This is a genomic window from Chitinophaga skermanii (genome assembly GCF_003259335.1).
Classification (GTDB): Bacteria; Bacteroidota; Bacteroidia; order Chitinophagales; family Chitinophagaceae; genus Chitinophaga; species Chitinophaga skermanii.
Window position 1 is genome coordinate 206,909 of the sequence record NZ_QLLL01000002.1, and the last position, 23,086, is coordinate 229,994.

Below are 23,086 nucleotides of genomic sequence, written 5' to 3' on the forward strand. Positions count from 1 at the left end.
TTTAAGCAAGATCACCGGCATATTGCCCAGCGATTAAGATGAAAGCCATTCGGCAAATTTTACCTGAACGATTAGCCCAAGCGTGATTTGTTCCACATTGAATAACAATGTCACCCGCTTTAATAATCGATTCTGTACGGTCTAACACCAGTGTTATTTCTCCTGCTAATACAATTCCATAATCAAGCGTTTGCGTTCTATGCATAAGTGGGTGTGGCGCGCCTTCTGCAGCCGTAGAAGCCTTTTCATCGCCCATCGCGCTGAATTTAGATGCAGCATCAGTTCCTGTTAGCTTGCGAATCTCTTCTCCCTCTGGCGGGAACTCGATAATGCGCATTCTTGTACCATTTTTGGGAGGTGGTAATACCAATCCATTTTCAGCCGGCTCTTCTGAATAGGCTTGAATAATAACAGGTGTTTCCAATGTGTGCCATACTTCGAAAAATGTAGGGCCACCGGGGCCACCTACTAATTGTGTATGCACAGGCGGTGCATCGGAAATAATAATGGCTTTTCCATCAGCATCATGCCCTGTCACAATGCGTCTAAAACTTGTTGGTTGCTGGTTCATGGTCATCATTTTAATTGTTCCCAGGTTTTTTAAATACATATACGCCGAGGTAGTGAAATAGAACGCCAATTGCCCATGCAGGGGTCGACCATAATGGCCACGGGTATGTAGTATCTGTTAGATACCATACCAGCCAAATTACCGGTGTAGCTAACAGGAATACCATTAAATGGATTTTGAATCCTTTTGCGGTTTGGGCAGGAGTTGAAGTGGCCCATTGGTTTGATTGTGTCATGCGAATCATTTAGATCCAGGGAGGCTATTTGCATGCCATACAATCGAAGTGACGAGAACGGAGAAACGGGTTGCAGGTAATACTTTGAAAATCATACAATCCGCTATATAATGCGTGGTTACGAGAAAACGAATGGGCAGTATGTACACCCGAAAATTTCGGGTGTGCCATATTATATCTCCGAAAATTTCGGGGCTTTTGTAATGTTCATGCATTAGGGTTCAGTGGAACCGGTGAAATCTTGCCTATTAATTTGCAGCTTTGCCATTTTGGATTCAAGAGTACTAGGTTTTATGTTTAATAGTGCTGCAGCACCTCCTACTCCGCGTATACGACCTTTTGTTTTCTTTAAGCAGGCCGTAATATATTCTCTTTCCGTTTGTTGTTGAATATGTTTTACCTGTTCGAAAGTATTGACCATTTCGTTCGCTATAATTCCCGGGGAAGCTCCATGAAAGCTCCGCATTAATTCTAACTTTGATTTACCATCGTTAAGCACAACAGATTGCTCTATAATATTTTCAAGTTCGCGAATATTACCGGGCCAATGATAAGCATACATCTTCTCCATCATACTATCGGTAATCCCGTTGAAAGGCTTATTTAATGAATGGCAAAATTTTTGTGCAAAATAATTGGCTAAAGGCGCTATGTCCGTTTTCCGTTCACGTAATGGTGGTAGTGTAAGTGGAAACACATTCAGCCTATAATACAGATCCAATCGAAAATTTTGTGCTGCTATTTCTTGCTCTAAATTTCGATTGGTAGCTGCTACGATGCGCACATTTATTTTTACGGTTGTACTACCTCCAACATATTCGATTTCTCTTTCCTGCAATACGCGCAATAGTTTAACCTGCATGCTTAGAGGCAATTCACCAATCTCATCTAAAAATATAGTTCCCCCATCTGCCAGTTCAAACTTACCCTTCCTCTTTTCAATAGCCCCCGTAAATGCACCCTTCTCATGCCCAAACAATTCCGACTCTATTAATGTAGCTGGAATGGCTGCACAATTCACCTTTATAAAGGGTGCATTTTTCCTTGGCGACAATTTATGGATGGCTTGTGCTACACCTTCCTTACCGGTTCCACTTTCACCCAAAATAAGCACAGAAGTATTATAAGGCGCCACCTGTGCGGCCAAATCCAATGCCGATAACAACAAATGATGGTTGCCAATAATATCCTTAAACAGTTTGTTTTCCGTCACTTCACCTCGCTTCTTCTTACTAGTAGCAGACTGGAGCATAGAAGATGTTGAAGCATATACCGTTTTACCCGCTAACTCTTCCAAGCAAATCTTCAAGCGGTTCAATAATGCTATATGTTCTTTGTGATAGATATTGATTTGACGACTATAGAAATAATAATGTACCGATAATCCATACCCAAGCGACAAAGGAAATACGAGATAAGATTGCATACGCAACCACTCCATCAGTTTTCTTTGCAGCAAATTATTTACAACATTCCCTGTCATCCCGTAAGTATAAATATTAGCATGATTGTCGAACACACTATTCTCCATAATACCTTGCAACCCGGTCTTCGATAATCCTGCTATGTTCTCCAACTCCTTTTCTCCAATAAACTGGTATTCGTCGAACCCTGTACGCAAATAACCTATGTCAGTAAATTGTTGTGCATCCATCGGCCTCATCCCACTTACAATAAAATCGAACGGTATATATGGTTGTAAAACCTTGGCCATTTTGCATAAAGATTGCTGGGCATCCAGCCCTTCATTCATTATTTCCGCAATGCTTTTTTGCAACTGCTCTTCACGTCTCCATTTCGACTCAAAGCTATGCTGATGTAAGTACCAAGCAATTTCCAAGGCAACAAGCAAGTCTTTTTCCCGCACCGGCTTCACAAGAAAACCGTATGGTTCAGTTGTTTTCGCCTCTTCCAGTATGGCTTGGTTAGCATAAGCCGATAAGAAAATAAAAGGAATATGACCGGCCCTTAATTGCCGTGCAATATCAATGCCCGATAACTTACCTTTTAACTTTATATCAAGTAATACTAAGTCGAGGTCATTTTGTTCTATATATTCTTGTGCTTCTTTTGCTGAAGCCGCAATACCGCGTACTGTATAACCAGCCACCTCTAAAATTAATTGAAGGTTGTTGGCAACAATAAATTCATCCTCAACGATCAATATCTTTTTACTCATACGATAAGTTATTAGAAGTACTAAACAAGATCGATATATGCAAACCTTGGTTATTTTCGATATTGAAAACCCCGTCTAATTGCTTGGTGAGTCCTCTCATTAAAGTAAATCCTAATGCGCCTTGCTTAACCAGGTTCATATCGGACGGTAAACCAATGCCATTATCAGCAATATGCAGCAATAAATGATCGGGATCATGATGTTGTAAACTAATTTTTACGACACCTTGTTGCTGCCCCGGAAATGCATATTTTATGGCATTTACAATGGCTTCGTTGATAATAAGGCCTAAAGGAATAGCTTTGGATACGTCGAGCTTTAAAGGTTCAATATCTTGTTCAATTACTGTACGATGACTAAAATCGAAGCTATCCTGCAAGTAACTTATGAGCTCGTCGATATAACGAGGCATATCGATAAAAGATGTATTCTCGGATTGATATAACTTTTGGTGAATGAGGGAGATGGCTTGCACCCTTCGTTGACTATCGTTAATAGCTGTTAACGCTGCACTATTATCAATGTACCTGGATTGAGAATCTAGCAAGCTCATGATAATCTGTAAGTTGTTCTTCACCCGGTGATGAATTTCTTTCAGTAGCCATTCTTTATCATCCAGCAGGTCTTGTAACTGAATATTCTTTAGGGTGATAATTTGATTACTCTTTTGTTTCAACCTATTCTGCCGGTATAATAATAAAGCAATGATAGCTACCGCACCAATTCCTCCCAACGTTAAATTCTTGACCAGTTTTGATTGTTGAGCTTGTTGATTTAATGCTATAAGCTGGGCTTCTTTTTCCCGTGTTTCATACATGACTTGGAGTTCTTCTGCTTGCCGTATTTTATTGACCCTATAATTAGAATCCAATAGTTTAGTATATTCCTTATAATGGGCTATGACGGCCTTATAATTCCCCAAGGCCGAATCAGTTGCGATGAGTAAATGATAACCCCATAGATCGTTCATCAGCGCATGATGCCCATACGATTGTATCGTTGCATTTTTTTCAAGATATGATTTAGCTATACGAAATTGTCCTCGTTTCAAATAAAGTTCTGCATAACGTTGGTTCACGCCCGCTCTTCTAAAGGGGCCGCGTACAGCCTCTGCCAATGTTTCAAGAGAATCCATCTTTTTGATATGTATTTCAGCTGAATCAAACTTATTTAGATTTAAATAGCACGTAGATAGCATGTTTTGATAAAAGAATTGGTCGGCAACACTGGCAAGTGGGTTCACCTTTTTTGAGATGTTCGAAACAAAAGTGAGCGCTTCATTTGCACGACCTTCATTATTCATTCGTTCTACAACAATATTCAAAACATTATAGACCGCTGGATTACGATCGATTACAAATCGTTGCGTTGCTTTTAATGCCATATCATACCCTTCTTCCTGCCGTCCCTCCGAAGTATACAAAATAGCCAGCCTTCCATAAAATAGGCCCCAACCAATACTATCACGACAGTTTTCCGCTACTTTAATGGTTTGATGCGTATAGCGTAAAGGTTCACCAAATTTGCCTTGGTACATTGTTACGTTGGCAAGCGCTTCTGTGTTATAATGAGTATAGGGGTAATGAATTGATTCCTCTAATGAAAGAGCCTTATAGAATAAGTCATATGCCTTAGATTGTTTGCCAATAACTGTTAAAAGGTAACCTAGGTCGGTCAATACGTTAATCTCACCTTCGATATCTCCAATGCTGTGATAAATATCGGCCGCTTGTTGTAGATCTTGTATTTTTCTTTGGAATGTAGCTTGTTGGGTGGCCGTATAAATACCACGATAGGCCATAGCTCTTGCTTCCGTTTCTTTATCACCCGCTTGTTTGCATTGGAGAAGAAGTTGATGATAGATAGAATCACCTTTAGGATCGTTTACTTGTAGGTATATTTTCCCCAACAGGCAGAGCGCTGTACGTTGCCACTTTCCTTCTTTTTGGGTTTTACTTTCCTTAATAGCCGCCTGTAGAAAATATGCCGTACTATCTCTATAACGGGTATATGCACTGGGTTGAAATGCGTAATAAGCACCTAGTAGTAAGAGAGTTTGCAGTCGCCTTTTGCCATTGGTGGATGCAAGTAAGCGAATACCTAGATTGGGATCAGCCCGATCGAACCAAGCAGATTGTTCACGCAACTTTTCATCAGCAAATCCTTCTGCCAATAAAGCAAACCTACTTAATCCAAGGTAACGGCTAGCTATTATTAAGCAGCTATCTTGATCGGTTTGTGCCTCCTTGGAAATGTATAAATAAGTGGAACTTAACCACAAGTTCAGCCGCTGCCACGAAGCTTTATCCCTACTTGGTGGATAATACGAATATGAAGTAGTTGCAGCGAAAGAAGTAGATGGGGATTTAGCATGCGATGATGCTATTAGTCCTAAGAGCATAACAATAAGAACTACTCTTGACATACGTAAATTTTAGCGTGATTTGGTTGGATGGGTCGACCAAGAGATCTACCAGGTTTTCATCTCCTCTAATTTAACAAATTCATTGGTGACGCCAAAGTCAATGTTCAACCAACTGTTCGAATTGTTACTGCTTTTACCTTGTAAAAGCACAAAGTGCTTTACTCCTATTAAGCTATTACTATGGCTTTACCCAACTATAAACCACTTTAAGTAAGTGAGTTAGATATGCCAACAAAGTCAACAAGCTAGTGATATAATATGCTATCACTAGCTTGCTAAATAACTTCGATAAAAAGGCTTTGATACAATTATCAAAGCCTTTTTATGCTTCCTAATAGGGTATTGTTCCCTTCTTCAATCTAACAAGTACCTTTTGCAACTTTGGTAAAAAAAGCAGTATTATAATAACACTCATTACACCAATTAGCATTACATCATAGTAATCGCGGGTTGCACGTGCCAATATTTGTTGGCTAACAAGTTTATTAAAATATGTTCCCGCTGCTGCTTTTGCCGTATACATATCATTGCCAGCATGTACATATTGGTTTTGAATATCCTGCATGGTGATCGCTAGTTGTGGATTCGTTTCAGTTAAAGATGCGCGTAGCTTTTCCCTTACAGCGGATTTAGTAAATAATTGAATTTCATTATTCAATGCTAAGCTAGCTGTAAAACCTGTAAACCGCGCGAATATACCAACAAGCGATGCATTGAACGCTATCTTCGGTGGTGCTGAAGAACCGGTAAAGGTTACAATGGGAACAAATAAAACACCTGTTGCTACACCATAAATAAACATGGGCAAAATAAAATCCATAGTTTCTCCTTGCACGGAAACAAATAGTATCATATAACCATAATACAATGCCATTATTCCAAATCCTACGATAATTGTCCTTATTAAATTATATCCCATCAATACAAACCGGGCGGTAACAAACATACTTAGTACTGTTCCAACAATAATAGCGCTCCATATAGGGATCGTACTTAGCGGATCATTCCCTATAATTACTTCAAGATAACCATAAGCCAAACCAGTGCTTCCTTTGAAAATATAAAAAGTAAATAGCAAAAGCAGGCCCATAACAAAATTCTTCGCGGTAAATACTTGGAGGTTAATTAAGGGTCGTTTCAATTTCGATTCCCTACTTACAAACAGTACCAGCATAAGTAAGTTGCTTATACTAAGTAAGCAAATTAAAGGACTATCGAACCAACCTAATTGCCGACCATAGATCAAAATGTATCCAAGTATCAAAACAAAAGACACATAGAACAAGTAACCCCACCAATCAACTTGGTACAATGGTATCTTCTTCGTAAATCTCGCATGGCCGTTCATTGTCAACAATACAACAATAGCAAGGATAATGAGTAATAGATTAAACCAATAAAATAGCCAATTGAAGTCGTAATGATTAAGAACCACACTTGCGCAAATAGCATAAAAGGGAACGGAAATTTGTATACTGCCATATAGCAAACTATACCCAATCACCCGGGCTCGCGTAGTTTTTAACCGGGGAAAAGTAAGCTGCAATACAATGCCCGACATCAATGCACAAGTAATTCCTTGCACGAACTGGCAAACAACAAAAAGCGTCCAATCCTTCAAATAGAAACAGGCTACAGCACACACCACGTTAACAGCAAGTGCTATCAATAAGTATTTCTTAGGTGCGAAATATTTTACTAGTCGAAAATCTAATGCTAAGAAAGCTACGGTTGAACCATAGATAACCACCATCGCATATTGTACATCGGTAGGTTGTACACCATAATAGCCCATTACTGTAATTGGACTGCTAAACAAGGCGAAGCCGAATAAGCTGGTCATAAGAATCGCAAATATTATAGCCCTAGCCATCCATTCTGTTACCCATGATTTGAAAACCGGGATTTTATGTGCTTCCATGATTAATCTTTTAAAACATAAACATGAGCATTCATGCCTGCAGAAAGTTTAGTCAAACTACCTTGAATGCCGGTCAACTTAATACGAACAGGAATTCGTTGAATTATCTTCACGAAGTTCCCAGTAGCATTGTCGGGTGGTAACAATGAATAACGAGCACCTGTGGTAGGAGAAATTGATTCGATCGCACCACTGAATGACTCGCCCGGGAAAGCATCTACCGCGATCGTTACTGGTTGTCCAATTTCAAAATGGCTTACTTGGGTTTCCTTAAAGTTGGCTATAATCCACTTTTCTTCTGACTGGTTTACCAAAAATGCTACAGTTTGGCCGGGTTGAATTAATTGTCCTTCTTGAATGCTTTTTTTACCGACTTGTCCATCGAACGGTGCTGTGATAACTGTGTATTTAATATCAAGTTCTTGCCTTTCGAGGAGTGCTTCTTTGGTTTTAATCTCTGCTTGTATTGCCAAGCGTTGTGCACCTAGGTATTTTAATGTAGATTCAGCAACTTGTAGTGCAGCTTTCGTTTGGTTGAAATCTGATTGTGTGATCGCTAAAGACGTACTGATATTTTCGAATTTTTGTGGTGTAGTTGCTTCCTCTGCTAACAGTCTTTTATACCGGTTAAATTCGCTTTGTAATTGATCATGCTTCGCTTTTGCACCTGGAAGCTGAGCTTTGATAACTTCGATACTTTTAAGCTGGGTTGCTTCATTTGCGGCTAAGATCGACATTTTAGCTTGCGCACTCATTAGTTCTGCAGATGCCGCGTTTCTCTTCAAGGCGTATTCATCCAGCTCAATTAAAACCAATGTATCGCCTTTATGCACCTGCTGGTTATCTTTGTAATATATTCGACTAATATAGCCTCCCACTTTTGCATTCACAGGAGATAAGTATGCATCCACCTGCGCATCGTTGGTTTGGATATAACGATACCCGTTGAAGAAATATATTCCACCCCAAACGATCATTGCTATTAATAAAATAATACTCAACCACTTGGTAAGTGTAACGATAAATTTATCCGCGTTATTTTTTTTCATAGTTATAGTATTAAAGCATTCCCACAATAGCTAGTAGGCGAATATGACTTAGTTTATAATTTGCTTGTGCTGTTGTAAGGTTGAAATTTGCCTCTAACAAAGCATTTTCTGCATCCAAAAGGTCGGTTAGCAATGATTCTTGGTTGAGGTAACTATTTCGAATCACGCGAACAGCTTCTGTATTTCTAACAATATTCTTTTGCGCGGTGGCTATACTCTCTACTGCTTGTTGCTGCTCTAAATAAGCTTCCTTTACTTGAACAGTTATTTCATCTATTTGAATATTGACTTTCTCTTTTGCTTCGCTATTGGCAACTAGCGCATGCGCTATAGCATGCTTACTCTTATATAAATTATCGATCGAAAATTGCACCTTCACACCCGTTTGACCAAATCCCCAAAGGTTATTCGAGTAGGGATAAAATGATATTTGTGGATAGGTATAATTATAATGGGAGAATAAGGAAACACTGGGTAAGCGAGCAGCTTTCGTTTGCTTAATATGCAGCTTACTCCATTTCTTGTCACTATCAACAATTTTATAAGCTGGCGATTGTTGAAGTGCAATAGTTATGTAATCGGTATAATCGTCATCGGCATTCACATCAACCTCCGTACTTTTACGATACGCTATTGTTAATACAGTATCGCTATTGTGGCCCATGAGGATATTGAGCCGTTGCGTAGCCAGGTCTATTTTCTTTTCAATCCCTGAAAGGTTTAAAGCGAGTTGTGACAGTTTCACCGAGGTTCTTAACACATCACTTTTCAACACAACACCATTTTTATGTAAGCTTTCGATAAGTGATAGTTGCTTCTTCTCTGTAGCAATTTCGGCGGCAAGGAAATCCCGGAAATGCAGGTACTTATACAGATCGAAATAGGCAATCGCAATTTGGTATTTTACACTATACTTTTGTAAATCTACTTCATACTGCTTTCGCACCTTTTCTTCCTCTTTCATCTTAACATTTACCCGGTTTTTACCACCGTTAAAAATGTTAAAGTTAAAATTATATCCAAGCCCATATCCATAGCCTTTTACAGGTACATCTTGGGGAGAAGAGAACAATCCATGATCATACATGAGAAATTTAGAATTGACTTTAGCATCCCCTCCTATTGACAGTTCCGGAATAAACCGATCTTTAGCTTCAAGTACAGCCACACTGCTTTGTTGTAATTCTAGCGCTGATAGTTTTAATTGACGGTTATTAGCTTCGGCGATCTGCCAAATTTCTTCTAAACTGAATACGTGATGCCTTGTTATATCCTGGCTAAATAAAAATTGTGAGAATAGTAAGAATGCTCCCAATATTGGGATTGATTTATATCGTTTCATGAGTTGATTTTTTATACACTGCTTGTTCCTTTTTATGTATCATCCATCTTTTGACAATCTTTTTTATCTCATCAAATACGAACGAAAAATCCATGATGGGCATAAAAGGATAAGCATATGCAGGCCAGTATATTTTAAGCATATCTATTTCATCAGCCTCTTGAGAAACTTTACTATTAGTAGGACTAGCTTCTTCCACTAACGTATCATCTTTTTGTGGTTGTTCGACTTTTATGTTATTCATGATACTTGTATTATTTACGAAGCGAAATTACCTACACGGCCAAAGCATCATTTTATATAATTAGCCTAATATTTGTTAATTTTGGCCATATGAAGATGTTGAAGCATTTGATACAGAGTGTTGACAAACACCCTTCTTCTATTATGGTAGTACGTCAACAAACGGAACAACGATTACCCGCCCATCAGCACGAAAAGGCACAGCTCCTTTTGGTATTTGGCGGAATTGCTTACCTACAAACTGCCGAAAAGGATTTCTATATTCCATCCAATCATTATATCTGGATACCTAAAAATTATCCGCACAACTTGATGTTCAATACGCAGGACCTTCATATTATCAATATCTATTTCCCTGGCAGGAACGCCAATAAGTTCTACCATGAATTGGGCATTTATCCCGTAAGCAAACTCTTATTTGAAATGTTAGCATTTAGTGAACAATGGCAAGGCGATTATTTCAAAGGTTCATGGGAATTCGAGTTTCTAACGACCCTCCGGAACCTATTGCCCAAGGAAAACTTACAAAAATTCTCGATTCAATTGCCTACAACTGGCGACGAGCGGCTACAAGCCATTGTGAGTTCACTCCGTAATAGACTGAATGAAAACCTTACCTTAGAGAATACAGCTACAGAGAATAGCATGAGTGTAAGAAGCTTGACCAGGTTGTTCCAAGCTAAATTGCACATAACATTTGTGCAGTACTTAAAAATGCTACGGGTTATACGTGCGATGGAGTTGATGAAAGATAGCGAGATGAATATGACGGAGATTGCTTACGAGATTGGATATTCCAATATCGCAGCATTTAGTAATAATTTCTACCAGTTAACGAATATGCGACCATCGGAGTTTAAACTAATCTCGGGTAGATAGGTCTTCTTATCACATGCTGGATGACTTCATTGAAGAAATGTTTTAACCTTCAAACAAGAACAACTCATAAAAGCCACGCGGAAATTGACTTTTATGAGTTACCCAAAGCTTAGTACTGAATACAACAATTAATTATCTACTTATGCTTACTCAACTTCTCCGCAAACTGCCCTTTGAAAACCAATAACGCCGAATCACTCAAACGAGGTGCAAAATCCCGGTAATCGATCTGTTCAAAATAGGCAACACTACTACCATAAAGCTGTAAACCCAGGTGATTAACCTTATTGCTCGTTTGAAAAACACAACTACTGTGTTGGCTCCCCACAACCTCCAATTTTTGCACGTTAATGCGACTAATCCTAGCGGAAGAATGCCCACTCAGCATGATATGCATACTATCGCAGTTCCAGTCCTTAATAATATTAGTAGTTCCATTGGCAACAAGATTCAATAAAGTAGGGCTAGCAATCATTAAACCATTCGGTAGTTCTTCTTTTAACGCATTATGCGAAGCACCTGCCACTGAAAACCATATAAATAGGGTATCTTGTAAAATCTTCGTTTTCAGAAAACTCTTCCTTGAATTAAGCACTTGTATGCCTGGTTTATTAGCTTGTTTAATCTCAATAGTATATGCATTGCCGCCGGTTATCTTCAAATATTTGAATGGTGGGATAACTACGTCTTCGTAATTCTTAAAAGCACTCGACAAATCGATTCTTAGATAAACAGCACGAAGGGAAAAATCAACTAGTACTAACGTAATCAATAACCCGGATATCAGTCCTAATAATATTTTATTGCTTGTTTTCATAGCTTGATATAAATAAGTTTATAATGCTGTTTCTTTGATTTTGCACCAAGTTGCTATCCATAAGGTAATAGGAACAACCATCCATATAATGATGGAAACAATTGTATCTACAGTTGAACTTGTATTGACAGTAATATTCTCATGATTATAACTGAAAATAAATCCACTGAAAGGCATATTGGAAACAATATTTCTCTCTTTTGTAACAAGCTGTAATAAATAATCATTACCATTAAACACAAGAAAAAAACCGGTGATAATTACCAGCACCGTTTTCAGAAAATGCATTCTCTTGAAGTAAACACTACCAAACAGGATAATAGATTGAAAGCTTATAAACGTAAATATGAATTGATAGAAATTGTTCTTACATAGATTAAACTCACTCCAATTGGCTGCTTCTTCGCCCAAAACTTGTACCATCAATTCCCTTACAGTATAAAACAAACCAAGGTAAACGAGTAGATACACAATAATTCCATAAAAAATGGCCACCCCTACTTTACTAAGAACAGGAGCCGGTAAAAGCAGCAACCAAATCCCTTTTTGCTTGTTTCCCAGTTCTTTTAAGATTGAATTCATATATAAGCCCCCGCCTATAAAAAGCAGTATTAAAAATATTCCCCTCGTAGTATCGCCATTAAAACTGGTTCGCCAATGCCACGTGAGTAATAGCAAAAATGTAAGAACGGCTGTCATCGCCAACATACCAATGAACCAAGCTTTTCGGTTTTCGAACCATTGCCTTTTGAGAAGAAGTATAAAATGCATGTTTGACAGGTTGATTATTGGTTAAAAATGGATGATATGAGTGTTGGGTTACTTAAAGTGGCATTAAACAGGATTTCTACATCGAGAGAGGTGGATACATTACCATGATTGCGACATACTACAATTGTACCATTAGAAGTATTCTCTTCATATAGAACATCTTCTTGCCCCACAAGTGCTTGTTTATAGCAAAACTTAAGTAAGTCATTAATGTGTTGTTTGTCTTCATGTAATAAAATGCTACTATTGTCCATAATGATGATCGAGTTGACCAGGTCATTTACATCACGTACTTGGTGGGTAGACAATAAAATTATCCTGTCGGCTTTATTGGCTTGTGCCATGATTTTCCTGAACTGGATTTTTGATGGAATATCAAGTCCATTGGTTGGTTCATCCATTACTAATAACTGCGTATTGGCTGCCAATGCAAATGCAATAACAGTTTTCTTCTTCTGACCAAAAGAGAGCTGCTGTAATTCTTTATCCCCATTTATGTGAAACTCTTCTAGGTACCGAGTAAAAGTTGCGTGGCTAAACCTTGGATAAAAGGGTGAATAGATAGCTATAAATTTTTCAATAGTAAGCGGTGGCAAGTAGCATTCTTCGGGAATAAAGAATAACTGCTCCAAGAACTTTTTCTCCCTTTGTTGTGGAGGAAGGCCATTTACTAAACAAGTACCTTCTGAAGGAGAAAGTAGACCGGTAATAATTTTCATAAGCGTTGATTTTCCAGCGCCATTTTTACCCAATAAACCATATATCTTACCGGCTTGTAAATGAAGGTGCAAGCCATTAAACAGCTTAGTTTTTTTGTTATAACTGTACGTTAAGTTGTCGACTGTAATCATTTTGATTGAAATTATTAATCCAAATAGAGGACATTTTGGAGGCTAGCAAAAAGAAATTCGACAGAATTGAACAGAAGTCGACTAACAATAGGCTGCAGAACAATAAGAGCTTTGGAGGATGCTTCAAACATATTTGTTGCCTGTAAATAGCTGCTTGTTGCTCAAATCATAGCATTGATCAGAAAATTTTCGAAAGATGTGCTTATAAATGCGAGATTAGTAGCATGGATTTTAAAACTTTGGTAGAGAAACTTCATACAAACCAACAATTAAGGGTAGCGGCACATGTTTCTTTCTGGTTACTACAGTTCTTGCTTAACTGGTACCTAACGTCCATTTCCTTTAATGTATATAGTTTATTTAGTACGCGTATTATAGCTTTGCTTAGCTTAACTGGCGTGCTGAATATGGCCTTGGTTTACTATCCTTTGGTTTACTATGTACTACCGAAGGCAAGGAAAGGAAAGTACATGTTTGTACTCTCCAGCACATTGATATTGCTGATTACGTATACTTTTATCAATACCATTTGTGAAGAAGTGATATTAACGAGCTGTAATACCTGCATGAGCCTCTTAGAGAATAGCGATAAGGGATATTACCAATTTCTGCAAACACCTTGGTCCAACCGAATGTTTGCTAAATTGGCCAGCTTGGGTATATTTTTTATGCTCGCTTTTTCCATCTGTATTCCGTTGGCTATAAAAATGGGATTGCAATCATTTAGGCAACAACTGGTAGCCATGCACCTGGCTAAAGAAAATGTTGAACTCGAATTCAACTTCTTGAAATCACAAGTCAACCCTCATTTCCTTTTCAATTCACTGAATAATATATACGGGCTCATCCTAACAAATGAAAACACCAAAGCAGCAGGAACCGTAGCCCGCCTATCTGAATTTATGCGTTATTCGCTCTACAATTCAACTAGCGATAAAATGCCGCTTACCAAGGAACTGCAAGTTTTAAAAGATTATGTAGAACTTGAAAGGATCAGGCTTAATTTCACAACCGTAACACTCAACATCATGGCCGATCGTGATGACCATCAATTACCATCCTTGTTGCTAATGCCTGTTATAGAAAATGCATTCAAGTATAGTGCAGATGTACAAGGTGCGTATATCTACATGCAGCTGGAGATAAAGAATAGTCAACTATTTTTCAAAGCTGAAAATTCGGTAGATATGGATAGACAATTGCAAACAACAGGCGGTATTGGCTTACAAAACTTACGAAAAAGACTCGACCTATATTATCCTGGTAACCATACATACAAACAAGGTATCCATGAAACCACGTATATTGTTGAGATAACCATAACATTATGAACATAATTAATTGTATGGTGGTAGATGATGAACCTATCGCCAGGGATATCATCATAAGTCATATTGCAAATACACCCGGGCTAATCTTGGTAAAAAGTTGTATGAATGCTTCTGAAGCTTACGAGGGATTATACCAACACCCAGTAGACCTCATTTTTTTGGATATACAAATGCCTGTAATTACCGGGGTTGATTTTCTGCGATCGCTTAGGAATCCCCCACTCGTGGTATTTACCACGGCGTACGAGCATTATGCTATAGAAGGCTTTGAACTTAACTCGGTAGATTACCTACTCAAACCCATTACCTATGATCGCTTTCACCAAGCGATGCAAAAAATAAACGACAGGTTTGCTTATAAAAACAGCTTAGTAATACCACCTACTCCTATAGTGCCACAGGTTGATTATATTTTTATTAAAATGGATACCAAGCTGGTACGCGTTAACCACGAACAGATCAATTATATCCAAGCAGAAAAGGACTATAGCTCCGTTTACCTGGATAACAAGCGATTGTTTGCCAGCATGCACCTCAAGCTTTTTGAAGAATTACTACCCAAAGACCGCTTTCTAAGGGTACATCGTTCTTTTTTGGTGAACCTATCGAAGATAAAAACCATACAAGGCAACATGATAGAATTAGAAGGGAAAGAATTGCCGATAGGGGCAAATTATAAGGAGGAATTATTTAGAACGTTGGGGATAGCTTAGTTGCCCTGAACTTCCTATCACAAACCTAAGAGCCATGGGGAGTGTATAGGTAAATATTAATACCTAGGTTTTTTAGCTTTGTAAATCGTGAAATATTTAATGAAAATAAAGCTTACATACAAGCTTCAAATATGCTCAATAAAAAAAGCCACTCGATTGAGTGGCTTCTCTGTGATCCCGCTGGGACTCGAACCCAGGGCCCATACATTAAAAGTGTATTGCTCTACCAACTGAGCTACGGAATCATCCTTTTTGTTTGCCATTTCAACAGTGTGACTGTTTCGATGGGAGTGCAAAAGTAGGAAAAAAATCATTCCCTCCAACTTTTTCTGGAAAAATTTTTAACACATTTGCTCAAAACAGCCAGCAGTAAGAGTTTTCGCGCAGAAAATATTTTCACTTGTTGAAAAGTTTCTCTTTCTTTCTACCTACTACTCCCCTATTTTTGCATCGCAATTATTTATTATGAACAATTCCTTCCAACAAAAAGTATTTGTTATCACCGGCGGCACTTCCGGTATCGGTAAAGCCATCGCTTTCGCAGCTAAAGAAGCGGGTGCGTACGTAGCGGTGTGTGGACGAAAACAACAAGCGCTCGATGAACTCCAAGCTAGCATGCAATACAATCAACTCTTCACTTTCGTTGCAGATGTAAGCGTAGAAGATGATTGCAAAAAATTTATCGACGCCACGTTACAACGTTTCGGAAAGATCGATGTACTTATCAATAACGCCGGTATTTCTATGCGCGCCTTGTTCAAAGATGCTGATGTAGCCGTACTGAAGCAATTAATGGACATCAATTTCTGGGGAACTGTTTATTGTACAAAATTTGCATTACCTTCCATCACCCAAAATAAAGGCACTATTGTTGGTGTATCTTCTATCGCGGGGTATAGAGGCCTACCTGGCAGAACAGGCTATTCCGCTTCCAAGTTTGCTATGCAAGGTTTCTTAGAAGCGCTACGTACTGAAAACTTACACACCGGCGTTAATGTCATGTGGGTTTGCCCAGGTTTCACCGCTTCCAATATTCGTAACACAGCCCTCAATCAACACGGTACCGCCCAAGGCGATACCCCCCTCGATGAAGGCAAGTTAATGAGTGCAGAAGCCGTAGCCGACTATACTTTACAAGCAATCGCCAAAAGAAAACGCACGTTGGTGTTAACAGGTCAAGGAAAACTGACAGTATTCATGAGCCGTATGTTTGCCGCTTTAACCGACAAACTCGTGTTCAACCACTTCAAAAAAGAACCCGGTTCACCTTTACAGTAACAACAAAGCTTTTTACCAGGCCACGAAAAAATTTGCTGCATAACCTGTTATGTATGCAGATTTTAACTTTATTTGCAGTTAAATCGAAAAACCTATGCAACAAGTTCATACTGTTGCGTGTATTGTAAAAGGTATTCGAACATTATATCACGAAACGCGAGAAAGGATTTTCCAAGGGAATTTGGATTGAGTAACATGGCTATTATTACGCTTACATCAGACATTGGGTTACAAGACTACCTAGCAGGTGCCATCAAAGGGCAACTGCTACAATGCTGCCCGGAAGCGAAAATAATCGACGTGTCGCACCAAATCTCCCCCTATAACCTACCTCAAGCAGCATACGTTTGCAAAAGCGCGTTCGAACATTTCCCTGCCGGTACTTTCCACCTCGTGCTTATTAACCTGTTTGATCGGAAACCCGATCATATGCTGTTAGCGCAATATAACGATCAGTACGTTGTATGTGCCGACAATGGTTTCATTACGATGATCAACGGGGAAATGCCCACCCAAATTGTCAAAATCAAACTCGATACTACTAAACCACGCAATTCCATCAACATCATTACCCAAATGGCTAAAGCCATCCAAGAAATGATCGAAGGGAAATCCATGTTCGAAGTAGGCGAAAAAATAACAGGTATTGTCGAAAAAAGAAATCTACAGCCTCTAACAGGAGAAGATTATATCGAAGGACAAATCCTACACATCGATAACTTCGAAAACGTTGTGGTGAATATCACCCAGGAACAATTCGAACAACACCGCGGCCAACGCGAATTCAAAATATATTTCCGCCGCGACGAAGTCATCAACCAAATCAGCGAAACATACCCCGATGTGCCAGAAGGCCATAAATTAGCGCTCTTTAACGCCGCGGGATACCTCGAAATAGCTGTCAATAAAGGGAATGCAGCAGGACTATTCGGCCTTCAAGGGTTCCGAAAAGACCAGCTTGTACAACCCAACCCATACACCCAACTGTCTTTTTATCAAACGGTAAGAATAATTTTCGAATGATTTTACGTATCGTGAAAATGACGTTCGACCCCGCCAAAACGGGGACTTTCCAAGAACTGTTCGCACAACAAAAATCTGCTATCCGCAACTTCCCAGGTTGCCATCACCTCGAACTTTGGCGCGAAACTGCTAACGGGAACATCTTCTTCACCTACAGTCACTGGACCTCGGAAGATGATCTTAACAATTACCGCCATTCCGAACTTTTCGCAACCACCTGGGCAGCTACCAAAATATTATTCGCCGGCAAACCAGAAGCTTGGTCATTACAACTGGCAGACGGACCCGTGCCTGGGGCGGCTTTGCAAGATTAGAATTTTCTAACACCTACAGTTGTAGCAGGTTTCAAGCTATAACAACTATTTATAAAACGTTAAAACTGTTGATGGCATTAGCTTAATTGCTATCTTTTTATATTTTTGTCGGAATATCTTAAAACAACCTTATGAATTTTAACAGGATCAATAACATTGTAGGTTGGATCGTCGGGATCTTTGCTTGCACTGTTTATTTAATGACCATGGAAGCGACGGGCAGCTTATGGGATTGTGGCGAGTTCATTTCTGCGGCCTATAAAGTACAGGTCCCCCACCCTCCAGGAGCCCCATTGTTTGTGCTGATCGGTAGAATGTTTACCCTTCCGTTCAAACCTTCTGAAGCTTCGTTGGGTATTAACATCATGTCGGCCTTAGCCAGTGGTTTTACAATTCTATTCTTATTCTGGACAATCACGCACTTCGCACGCCGCATTTTCGTGAAAGCCGGTGAAACGCTTACAGGCGGTCAAATCACGGCTATCATGGGTGCTGGTATCGTAGGTGCCGTGGCTTATACTTTCTCCGATTCATTCTGGTTCTCGGCTGTGGAAGGTGAAGTATACGCTATGTCTTCTTTGTTCACCGCGGTTGTTTTCTGGGCCATGTTGAAATGGGAACACGAAGCCGACGAAAAATATGCAGATCGTTGGTTAGTGCTCATCTTCTACCTCATGGGCCTTTCTATCGGTGTTCACTTATTGAACTTATTGACGATCCCTGCGATGGTCATGATATACTACTTCAAACGTAATAAAGCCACTCCTTGGGGTACTTTCTGGGCATTTTTGCTCGGTTGTTTGCTCACCGGCTTAATCCAAAAGTTCATTATCCAAGATACCATCAAAGTATCTGGTATTATGGACGTGTTCTTCGTGAACTCTTTGGGTTTACCTTTCTATACAGGTTTTACGATTTACTTCATCGCTATCTTCGGCGTAATGATCTACGGTTACTTCAAACCGAAGTTCGGCTTATACGCACCACTTATTTTAGTAGCTAGCGTATTAGCTATTCCTGTATTGGATGGCTTTAGCGGTGCAAAATTCTTTAAACTGATTATCGGTGTTGGTATCGTTCTTCTCCCGAACATCTTGAAGAAATATTTCAATACCGACCTTTCTGTAGCACGTACAAAACACTTTGTGCAGTTAACCACTGCCAGCATCGTGTTCTTATTACTCGGTTATTCTACTTACGTAACTACGCTTATCCGCTCTAGCGCCGATCCTTCTGTAGATATGTACAATGTAGATAACCCCGTATCGCTCGTAGGCTATCTCGGCCGCGAACAATACGGCGACTTCCCATTGATCTATGGCCAAGTGTTCACAGCACAACCAGAATCATGGAAAGCAGAGGGTAATATCTACGCTCGTGGTAAAAACAAAGAAGGTAAAGATGCCTACGTAATTGCTGGCGAAAAAATGTCGCCGGTTTACCGTGGTGAAGATATGATGCTATTCCCACGTGTTTGGGATGGTAGTAATGAACAAGGGCATGCCGACTATTACCGTTCCTTCTTAGGTCTTGGTAAAGACGAAAAGCCAAACTTCATTGATAACATTAAGTTCTTCATGGGTTACCAAGTGAACTTCATGTACATCCGTTACTTCTTCTGGAACTTCGTAGGTAAACAAAACGATACCCAATGGTCGGGTAACGTACGCGACGGTAACTGGATTTCCGGTATCGCTCCAATCGATAATGTATTGTATGGCGATCAATCCCTCATGCCAGACAGCTTAGCGAATAACAAAGCACATAATAAATTCTATTTCTTGCCATTGATCCTTGGCATCATAGGGTTTTTCTTCCACTATAACCGTAACCGTAAAGACACGCTCGTGGTGTCGCTCTTGTTCTTCTTCACCGGTCTTGCGATCGTGCTGTACTTGAACCAAGCAGGTAACCAACCACGTGAACGTGACTATGCATACGTAGGTTCTTTCTACGCATTTGCCATCTGGATCGGTTTAGGCGTGTTAGCTGTGAACGATTTCTTATTGCGCAAAGCGAAAACGGCCATGTCGCCTGTTATTGCAACTGTATTGTGCTTCGCTGCCGTACCGTTGTTGATGGGCTTCCAGGGCTGGGATGACCACGATCGTTCTACGAAATTCTTAGCACGCGACGTAGCAAAAGACTATTTAGAATCTTGTGCACCAAACGCAATTCTCTTCACCGTTGGTGATAACGATACTTACCCACTATGGTATGCACAAGAAGTAGAAGGTATTCGTCCAGATGTACGTGTAATCAACTTGAGCTTACTCGGTGTTGATTGGTACATCGATCAACAAAGAAGAATGGTGAACCAAAGCCCTGCCGTTCAAATGACTTGGGCACCAGAAGCTTACCGTGGCGATAAACGTAACTACATCCAATACTATGATGCAGGTATGTTCCCACAAGACAGGTTCTACAACTTGAAAGAAGTAATGCAGTTCTTAGGTAGTGATGATGAACGTGCGCAGGTTAGAACAAACCGCGGTGATAACATGAACTATCTTCCAACGCAGAAACTCTTCATCCCTGTTGATAAAGAAACCATCTTGAAAACAGGTACTGTAAGTGCAGCCGATAGCGCGCAAATTCTTACGCAATTGCCTTTCCAAATCTCTAAATCAATTCTCTTCAAGAACGACTTAGCAGTATTGGATATCATTGCAGCAAACGATTGGAAACGCCCAATTTACTTTACCGGTCCTACCGATTTAGGTTTCGGCGACTACCTCCGCGTAGATGGCTTAACATACCGCCTTGTTCCTATTCGTAAACCACAAAGCGATGAAGTATTACCTGGTTTGAACGACAACTTGAACGTTCCAGTCATGGAAGAAAACTTGTTGAAGAAGTTCGCCTTTGGTGGTGCAGAAACGCCGGGTACGTACTTCGATGAACCAAACCGCCGTATGTTACAAGTAATTCGCAATGCTTACACCAAACTTGGCGTATCTTTAGCAAAAGACCTTGAAAAAGAACGCGCATTAAGAGTATTAAACCGTGCAGATAGCATGATCCTTGAAGAGAACTATCCTTACGCGATGACCTCTCCAGGTAACTTGCATAACTTGTATTCTATGGAAGTAGTATACGCCTACTATCTTGCCGGCGACTTCAAGAAAGCTAACGCCATCAGCGATAAACTGATCCGCGACATGCAACAACAAATGCAATACTACAGGGATCTTCCTCAAAACAAAATGACAAGCGACCTCTTAGACGACAATGATCGTGCAGAACGCTTTGTACAAATGTTGCAACAAATGAAAGAGCAATTCACCAAGCACGCTAACCAAGCTCCTGCCGGTGGACCAGAAGCTCCTCAAAAAATAAGTACTACAGATTCGGTGAAAAAATAACCGGGTTAATCATAAAAGAGAAAAGCCTTGTTCACAATGTGAGCAAGGCTTTTCTCTTTTATGTATTCTTATGAACTGCTTTAAGCTAAACGAGTTGTTGTAATTCTTCTATGGTAACTTGAAATCTTTTATTCTTCAAGTACATAATAACAGCTCTTAAATGAACAAAACTGTGTTCATTTCTATCAATAATAGCAGTAAACAAACTTGTAAACCTGTAATCGTTATGACTTTGCGTTGACTTAGTAATTTTCTTAAGTTCATCTAAATCCATAGATAATCCGTACTCCATAATATTAATCCCAACATTCTCCACAGCACGTAAAATAAACCGCTCTACAGCCGGTTTAATCTGAATGATATAATGGTGCTTCTTCACATCTCTATGCCTGTGTAATGATAGATACGACGTATCAATTACAATAGTAAACTCTTTTAAGTAGTCTACTTCTTGTTTATCCTTGTCAATAATTCCTATTGCAAAGTCATCTTTAAATCGCTCCTTCATTACTTTAGTAACACTTCCACAGCCTTTTTGGTGATTATATCTTGTAGTGGCAGGAACTAATGTTTGTATGAGATTGGTATCTACATAACATTCAGGAATAACAAACAATTCTGTCATTAGAGGTAACTTTCATAGTTGGTAAACAAGTCTACACCATATTGAAATACCTCGTGTAATTCTTGGTCTGTTAACTTTTTCACCTTGGTTTCGTGATCTTTATAGCTAACCGTAAAAACGCCCAAATCTTCTCTTGCATTCTCAAGAAGGTCATTCAAGATAAATGGGCTATGAGTGGCTATAATATATTGATTGGTTTTATTATAAATCATCTCCTGTGTCAAATGAGACATATACGGAGGAAAGGAATGAGCTTCAGGTTCTTCAAACAATAAAGTGTTATGCTCATTTGAAATAATGGCTGCCTTATAAAAGATAATTCTTTGTAACGTATCAGCAATTGAATTATACGGAATAAGAAACATTTCGTCATTTGCTTTCGTTTGAATCACTTTTAAAGTTTGGCTGCTTTTATCAAATAGAATTTTCAATCCATATTCACTAAACAGATGCTGAACATCGGCTTTAAGTTTATTATACTGTTCAATAATCGCCAATAAATTAGGGCCAAAGGGGGGAATTAAGTATTTAGCATGCCCTTTCTTATAGTTTACATCATGCTTATAAGCATATCTTATAATGTAAGGTGGAACATACATACTAGGTGCTACTCCTTGCCGTAATTGCAATTTATCATCAACTTCAAATAAATATGGCTGAATAAATCTATTATTAGAATTAAATTCAATAGACATGCCCTCTCTAGGATGATACTTTATATTGCATTCATCACTATTATTCACCTCAACATAAATACCGTCCTTATAGTCGCCATTATGAAACAATTCAGTTTCATTTTCTACTCTGATTAAATCAGTCAATTTCTTAGATCCACTTTCTTTCAAAAATGGTAATGTGAATAAAGATAACGCCTCTATGATATTAGTTTTCCCAACATTGGGCTTACCAATAAAAAGGTTTATTCTATTTAAATCGTTAATATGTAAGGTTTTAATCGATTTAAAATTATTTATGCTAAGAGATTTAATCATTAGTGTTATTCCGAATCTTTATTTAGCTAAAATAAGTCTTTTTAGTCCTTAGTGTCGTTCAAGTGTAGAAATAATTGAAAAGAATTCTTATTAGCTAACAAGTCGGCAATCCACACAAAAAAAATCGCCGCCCCAAACGGGACAGCGATTCCTCAAAAAAAC

General features: G+C 39.1%; 20 protein-coding genes and 1 tRNA gene. 7 read left to right on the forward strand and 14 right to left on the reverse strand.

Annotated features, from left to right (window positions below; genetic code table 11):
- Position 1: 1 nt before the first annotated feature.
- The 8 genes from LX64_RS04910 to LX64_RS04945 all read right to left on the reverse strand — a co-directional run bounded on the left by LX64_RS04910 (position 2) and on the right by LX64_RS04945 (position 9,966).
- A complete protein-coding gene (locus LX64_RS04910; protein ID WP_111597032.1) occupies positions 2-571 on the reverse strand; it encodes a cupin domain-containing protein in 570 nt (189 codons plus the stop codon).
- Between the two features lie 10 nt (positions 572-581).
- Positions 582-806 (reverse strand): 2TM domain-containing protein, encoded by a 225-nt coding sequence (locus LX64_RS04915; protein ID WP_158538528.1) that lies wholly within the window; start codon positions 804-806, stop codon positions 582-584.
- Positions 807-1,020: 214 nt separating this feature from the next.
- Positions 1,021-2,985: a sigma-54-dependent transcriptional regulator gene (locus LX64_RS04920; RefSeq protein WP_111596513.1), complete on the reverse strand. Its 1,965-nt coding sequence runs from the start codon at positions 2,983-2,985 to the stop codon at positions 1,021-1,023.
- Positions 2,978-5,410, reverse strand: a complete 2,433-nt coding sequence (locus tag LX64_RS04925; protein WP_111596514.1) for a sensor histidine kinase — start codon at positions 5,408-5,410, stop codon at positions 2,978-2,980. The genes LX64_RS04920 and LX64_RS04925 overlap by 8 nt, the downstream gene beginning before the upstream one ends.
- Before the next feature lie 331 nt (positions 5,411-5,741).
- On the reverse strand, positions 5,742-7,331 hold the full coding sequence (locus LX64_RS04930) for an MFS transporter (RefSeq protein WP_111596515.1): 1,590 nt from the start codon (positions 7,329-7,331) through the stop codon (positions 5,742-5,744).
- Between the two features lie 2 nt (positions 7,332-7,333).
- Positions 7,334-8,380, reverse strand: a complete 1,047-nt coding sequence (locus LX64_RS04935; protein WP_111596516.1) for an HlyD family secretion protein — start codon at positions 8,378-8,380, stop codon at positions 7,334-7,336.
- Positions 8,381-8,390: 10 nt separating this feature from the next.
- On the reverse strand, positions 8,391-9,722 hold the full coding sequence (locus LX64_RS04940) for a TolC family protein (protein ID WP_111596517.1): 1,332 nt from the start codon (positions 9,720-9,722) through the stop codon (positions 8,391-8,393).
- Complete coding sequence (locus LX64_RS04945) at positions 9,709-9,966, reverse strand: hypothetical protein (protein ID WP_111596518.1); 258 nt, start codon at positions 9,964-9,966, stop codon at positions 9,709-9,711. Before LX64_RS04945 ends, LX64_RS04940 begins: the two co-directional genes overlap by 14 nt.
- An 89-nt stretch (positions 9,967-10,055) precedes the next feature.
- On the opposite strand from LX64_RS04945, the gene LX64_RS04950 reads away from it, so the two are divergent.
- A complete protein-coding gene (locus LX64_RS04950) occupies positions 10,056-10,844 on the forward strand; it encodes an AraC family transcriptional regulator (RefSeq protein WP_111596519.1) in 789 nt (262 codons plus the stop codon).
- 136 nt (positions 10,845-10,980) lie between these two features.
- On the opposite strand, the gene LX64_RS04955 is transcribed toward LX64_RS04950, so the two are convergent.
- Genes LX64_RS04955 through LX64_RS04965 form a run of 3 tightly spaced genes read right to left on the reverse strand, consistent with a single transcriptional unit; the run spans position 10,981 to position 13,283 of the window.
- A complete protein-coding gene (locus tag LX64_RS04955; RefSeq protein WP_111596520.1) occupies positions 10,981-11,661 on the reverse strand; it encodes a hypothetical protein in 681 nt (226 codons plus the stop codon).
- 18 nt (positions 11,662-11,679) lie between these two features.
- On the reverse strand, positions 11,680-12,432 hold the full coding sequence (locus tag LX64_RS04960; protein WP_111596521.1) for a hypothetical protein: 753 nt from the start codon (positions 12,430-12,432) through the stop codon (positions 11,680-11,682).
- Between the two features lie 14 nt (positions 12,433-12,446).
- Positions 12,447-13,283 (reverse strand): ABC transporter ATP-binding protein, encoded by an 837-nt coding sequence (locus LX64_RS04965; RefSeq protein ID WP_111596522.1) that lies wholly within the window; start codon positions 13,281-13,283, stop codon positions 12,447-12,449.
- 224 nt (positions 13,284-13,507) lie between these two features.
- Between LX64_RS04965 and LX64_RS04970 the strand changes: the two genes are divergently transcribed.
- Both LX64_RS04970 and LX64_RS04975 read left to right on the forward strand, forming a co-directional pair.
- The gene (locus tag LX64_RS04970) at positions 13,508-14,614 is read left to right on the forward strand and encodes a sensor histidine kinase (protein WP_111596523.1); all 1,107 of its coding nucleotides are present in this window, start codon (positions 13,508-13,510) and stop codon (positions 14,612-14,614) included.
- Positions 14,611-15,327: a LytR/AlgR family response regulator transcription factor gene (locus tag LX64_RS04975; protein ID WP_111596524.1), complete on the forward strand. Its 717-nt coding sequence runs from the start codon at positions 14,611-14,613 to the stop codon at positions 15,325-15,327. The genes LX64_RS04970 and LX64_RS04975 overlap by 4 nt, the downstream gene beginning before the upstream one ends.
- 172 nt (positions 15,328-15,499) lie before the next feature.
- Here the strand turns inward: LX64_RS04975 and LX64_RS04980 are convergent.
- A tRNA-Lys gene (locus LX64_RS04980) sits at positions 15,500-15,572 on the reverse strand.
- 220 nt (positions 15,573-15,792) lie between these two features.
- On the opposite strand from LX64_RS04980, the gene LX64_RS04985 reads away from it, so the two are divergent.
- From LX64_RS04985 to LX64_RS05000, 4 genes are all read left to right on the forward strand, one after another.
- On the forward strand, positions 15,793-16,605 hold the full coding sequence (locus tag LX64_RS04985) for an SDR family oxidoreductase (protein WP_111596525.1): 813 nt from the start codon (positions 15,793-15,795) through the stop codon (positions 16,603-16,605).
- A 195-nt stretch (positions 16,606-16,800) separates the two neighbouring features.
- Positions 16,801-17,628, forward strand: a complete 828-nt coding sequence (locus LX64_RS04990) for an SAM hydrolase/SAM-dependent halogenase family protein (RefSeq protein ID WP_111596526.1) — start codon at positions 16,801-16,803, stop codon at positions 17,626-17,628.
- Complete coding sequence (locus LX64_RS04995; protein ID WP_111596527.1) at positions 17,625-17,942, forward strand: putative quinol monooxygenase; 318 nt, start codon at positions 17,625-17,627, stop codon at positions 17,940-17,942. Before LX64_RS04990 ends, LX64_RS04995 begins: the two co-directional genes overlap by 4 nt.
- A 131-nt stretch (positions 17,943-18,073) precedes the next feature.
- Positions 18,074-21,307: a glycosyltransferase family 117 protein gene (locus LX64_RS05000; protein ID WP_111596528.1), complete on the forward strand. Its 3,234-nt coding sequence runs from the start codon at positions 18,074-18,076 to the stop codon at positions 21,305-21,307.
- 85 nt (positions 21,308-21,392) lie between these two features.
- On the opposite strand, the gene LX64_RS05005 is transcribed toward LX64_RS05000, so the two are convergent.
- Positions 21,393-21,932 (reverse strand): hypothetical protein, encoded by a 540-nt coding sequence (locus LX64_RS05005; RefSeq protein ID WP_111596529.1) that lies wholly within the window; start codon positions 21,930-21,932, stop codon positions 21,393-21,395.
- A complete protein-coding gene (locus LX64_RS05010; RefSeq protein WP_111596530.1) occupies positions 21,932-22,924 on the reverse strand; it encodes an AAA family ATPase in 993 nt (330 codons plus the stop codon). The genes LX64_RS05005 and LX64_RS05010 overlap by 1 nt, the downstream gene beginning before the upstream one ends.
- Positions 22,925-23,086: the final 162 nt, after the last annotated feature.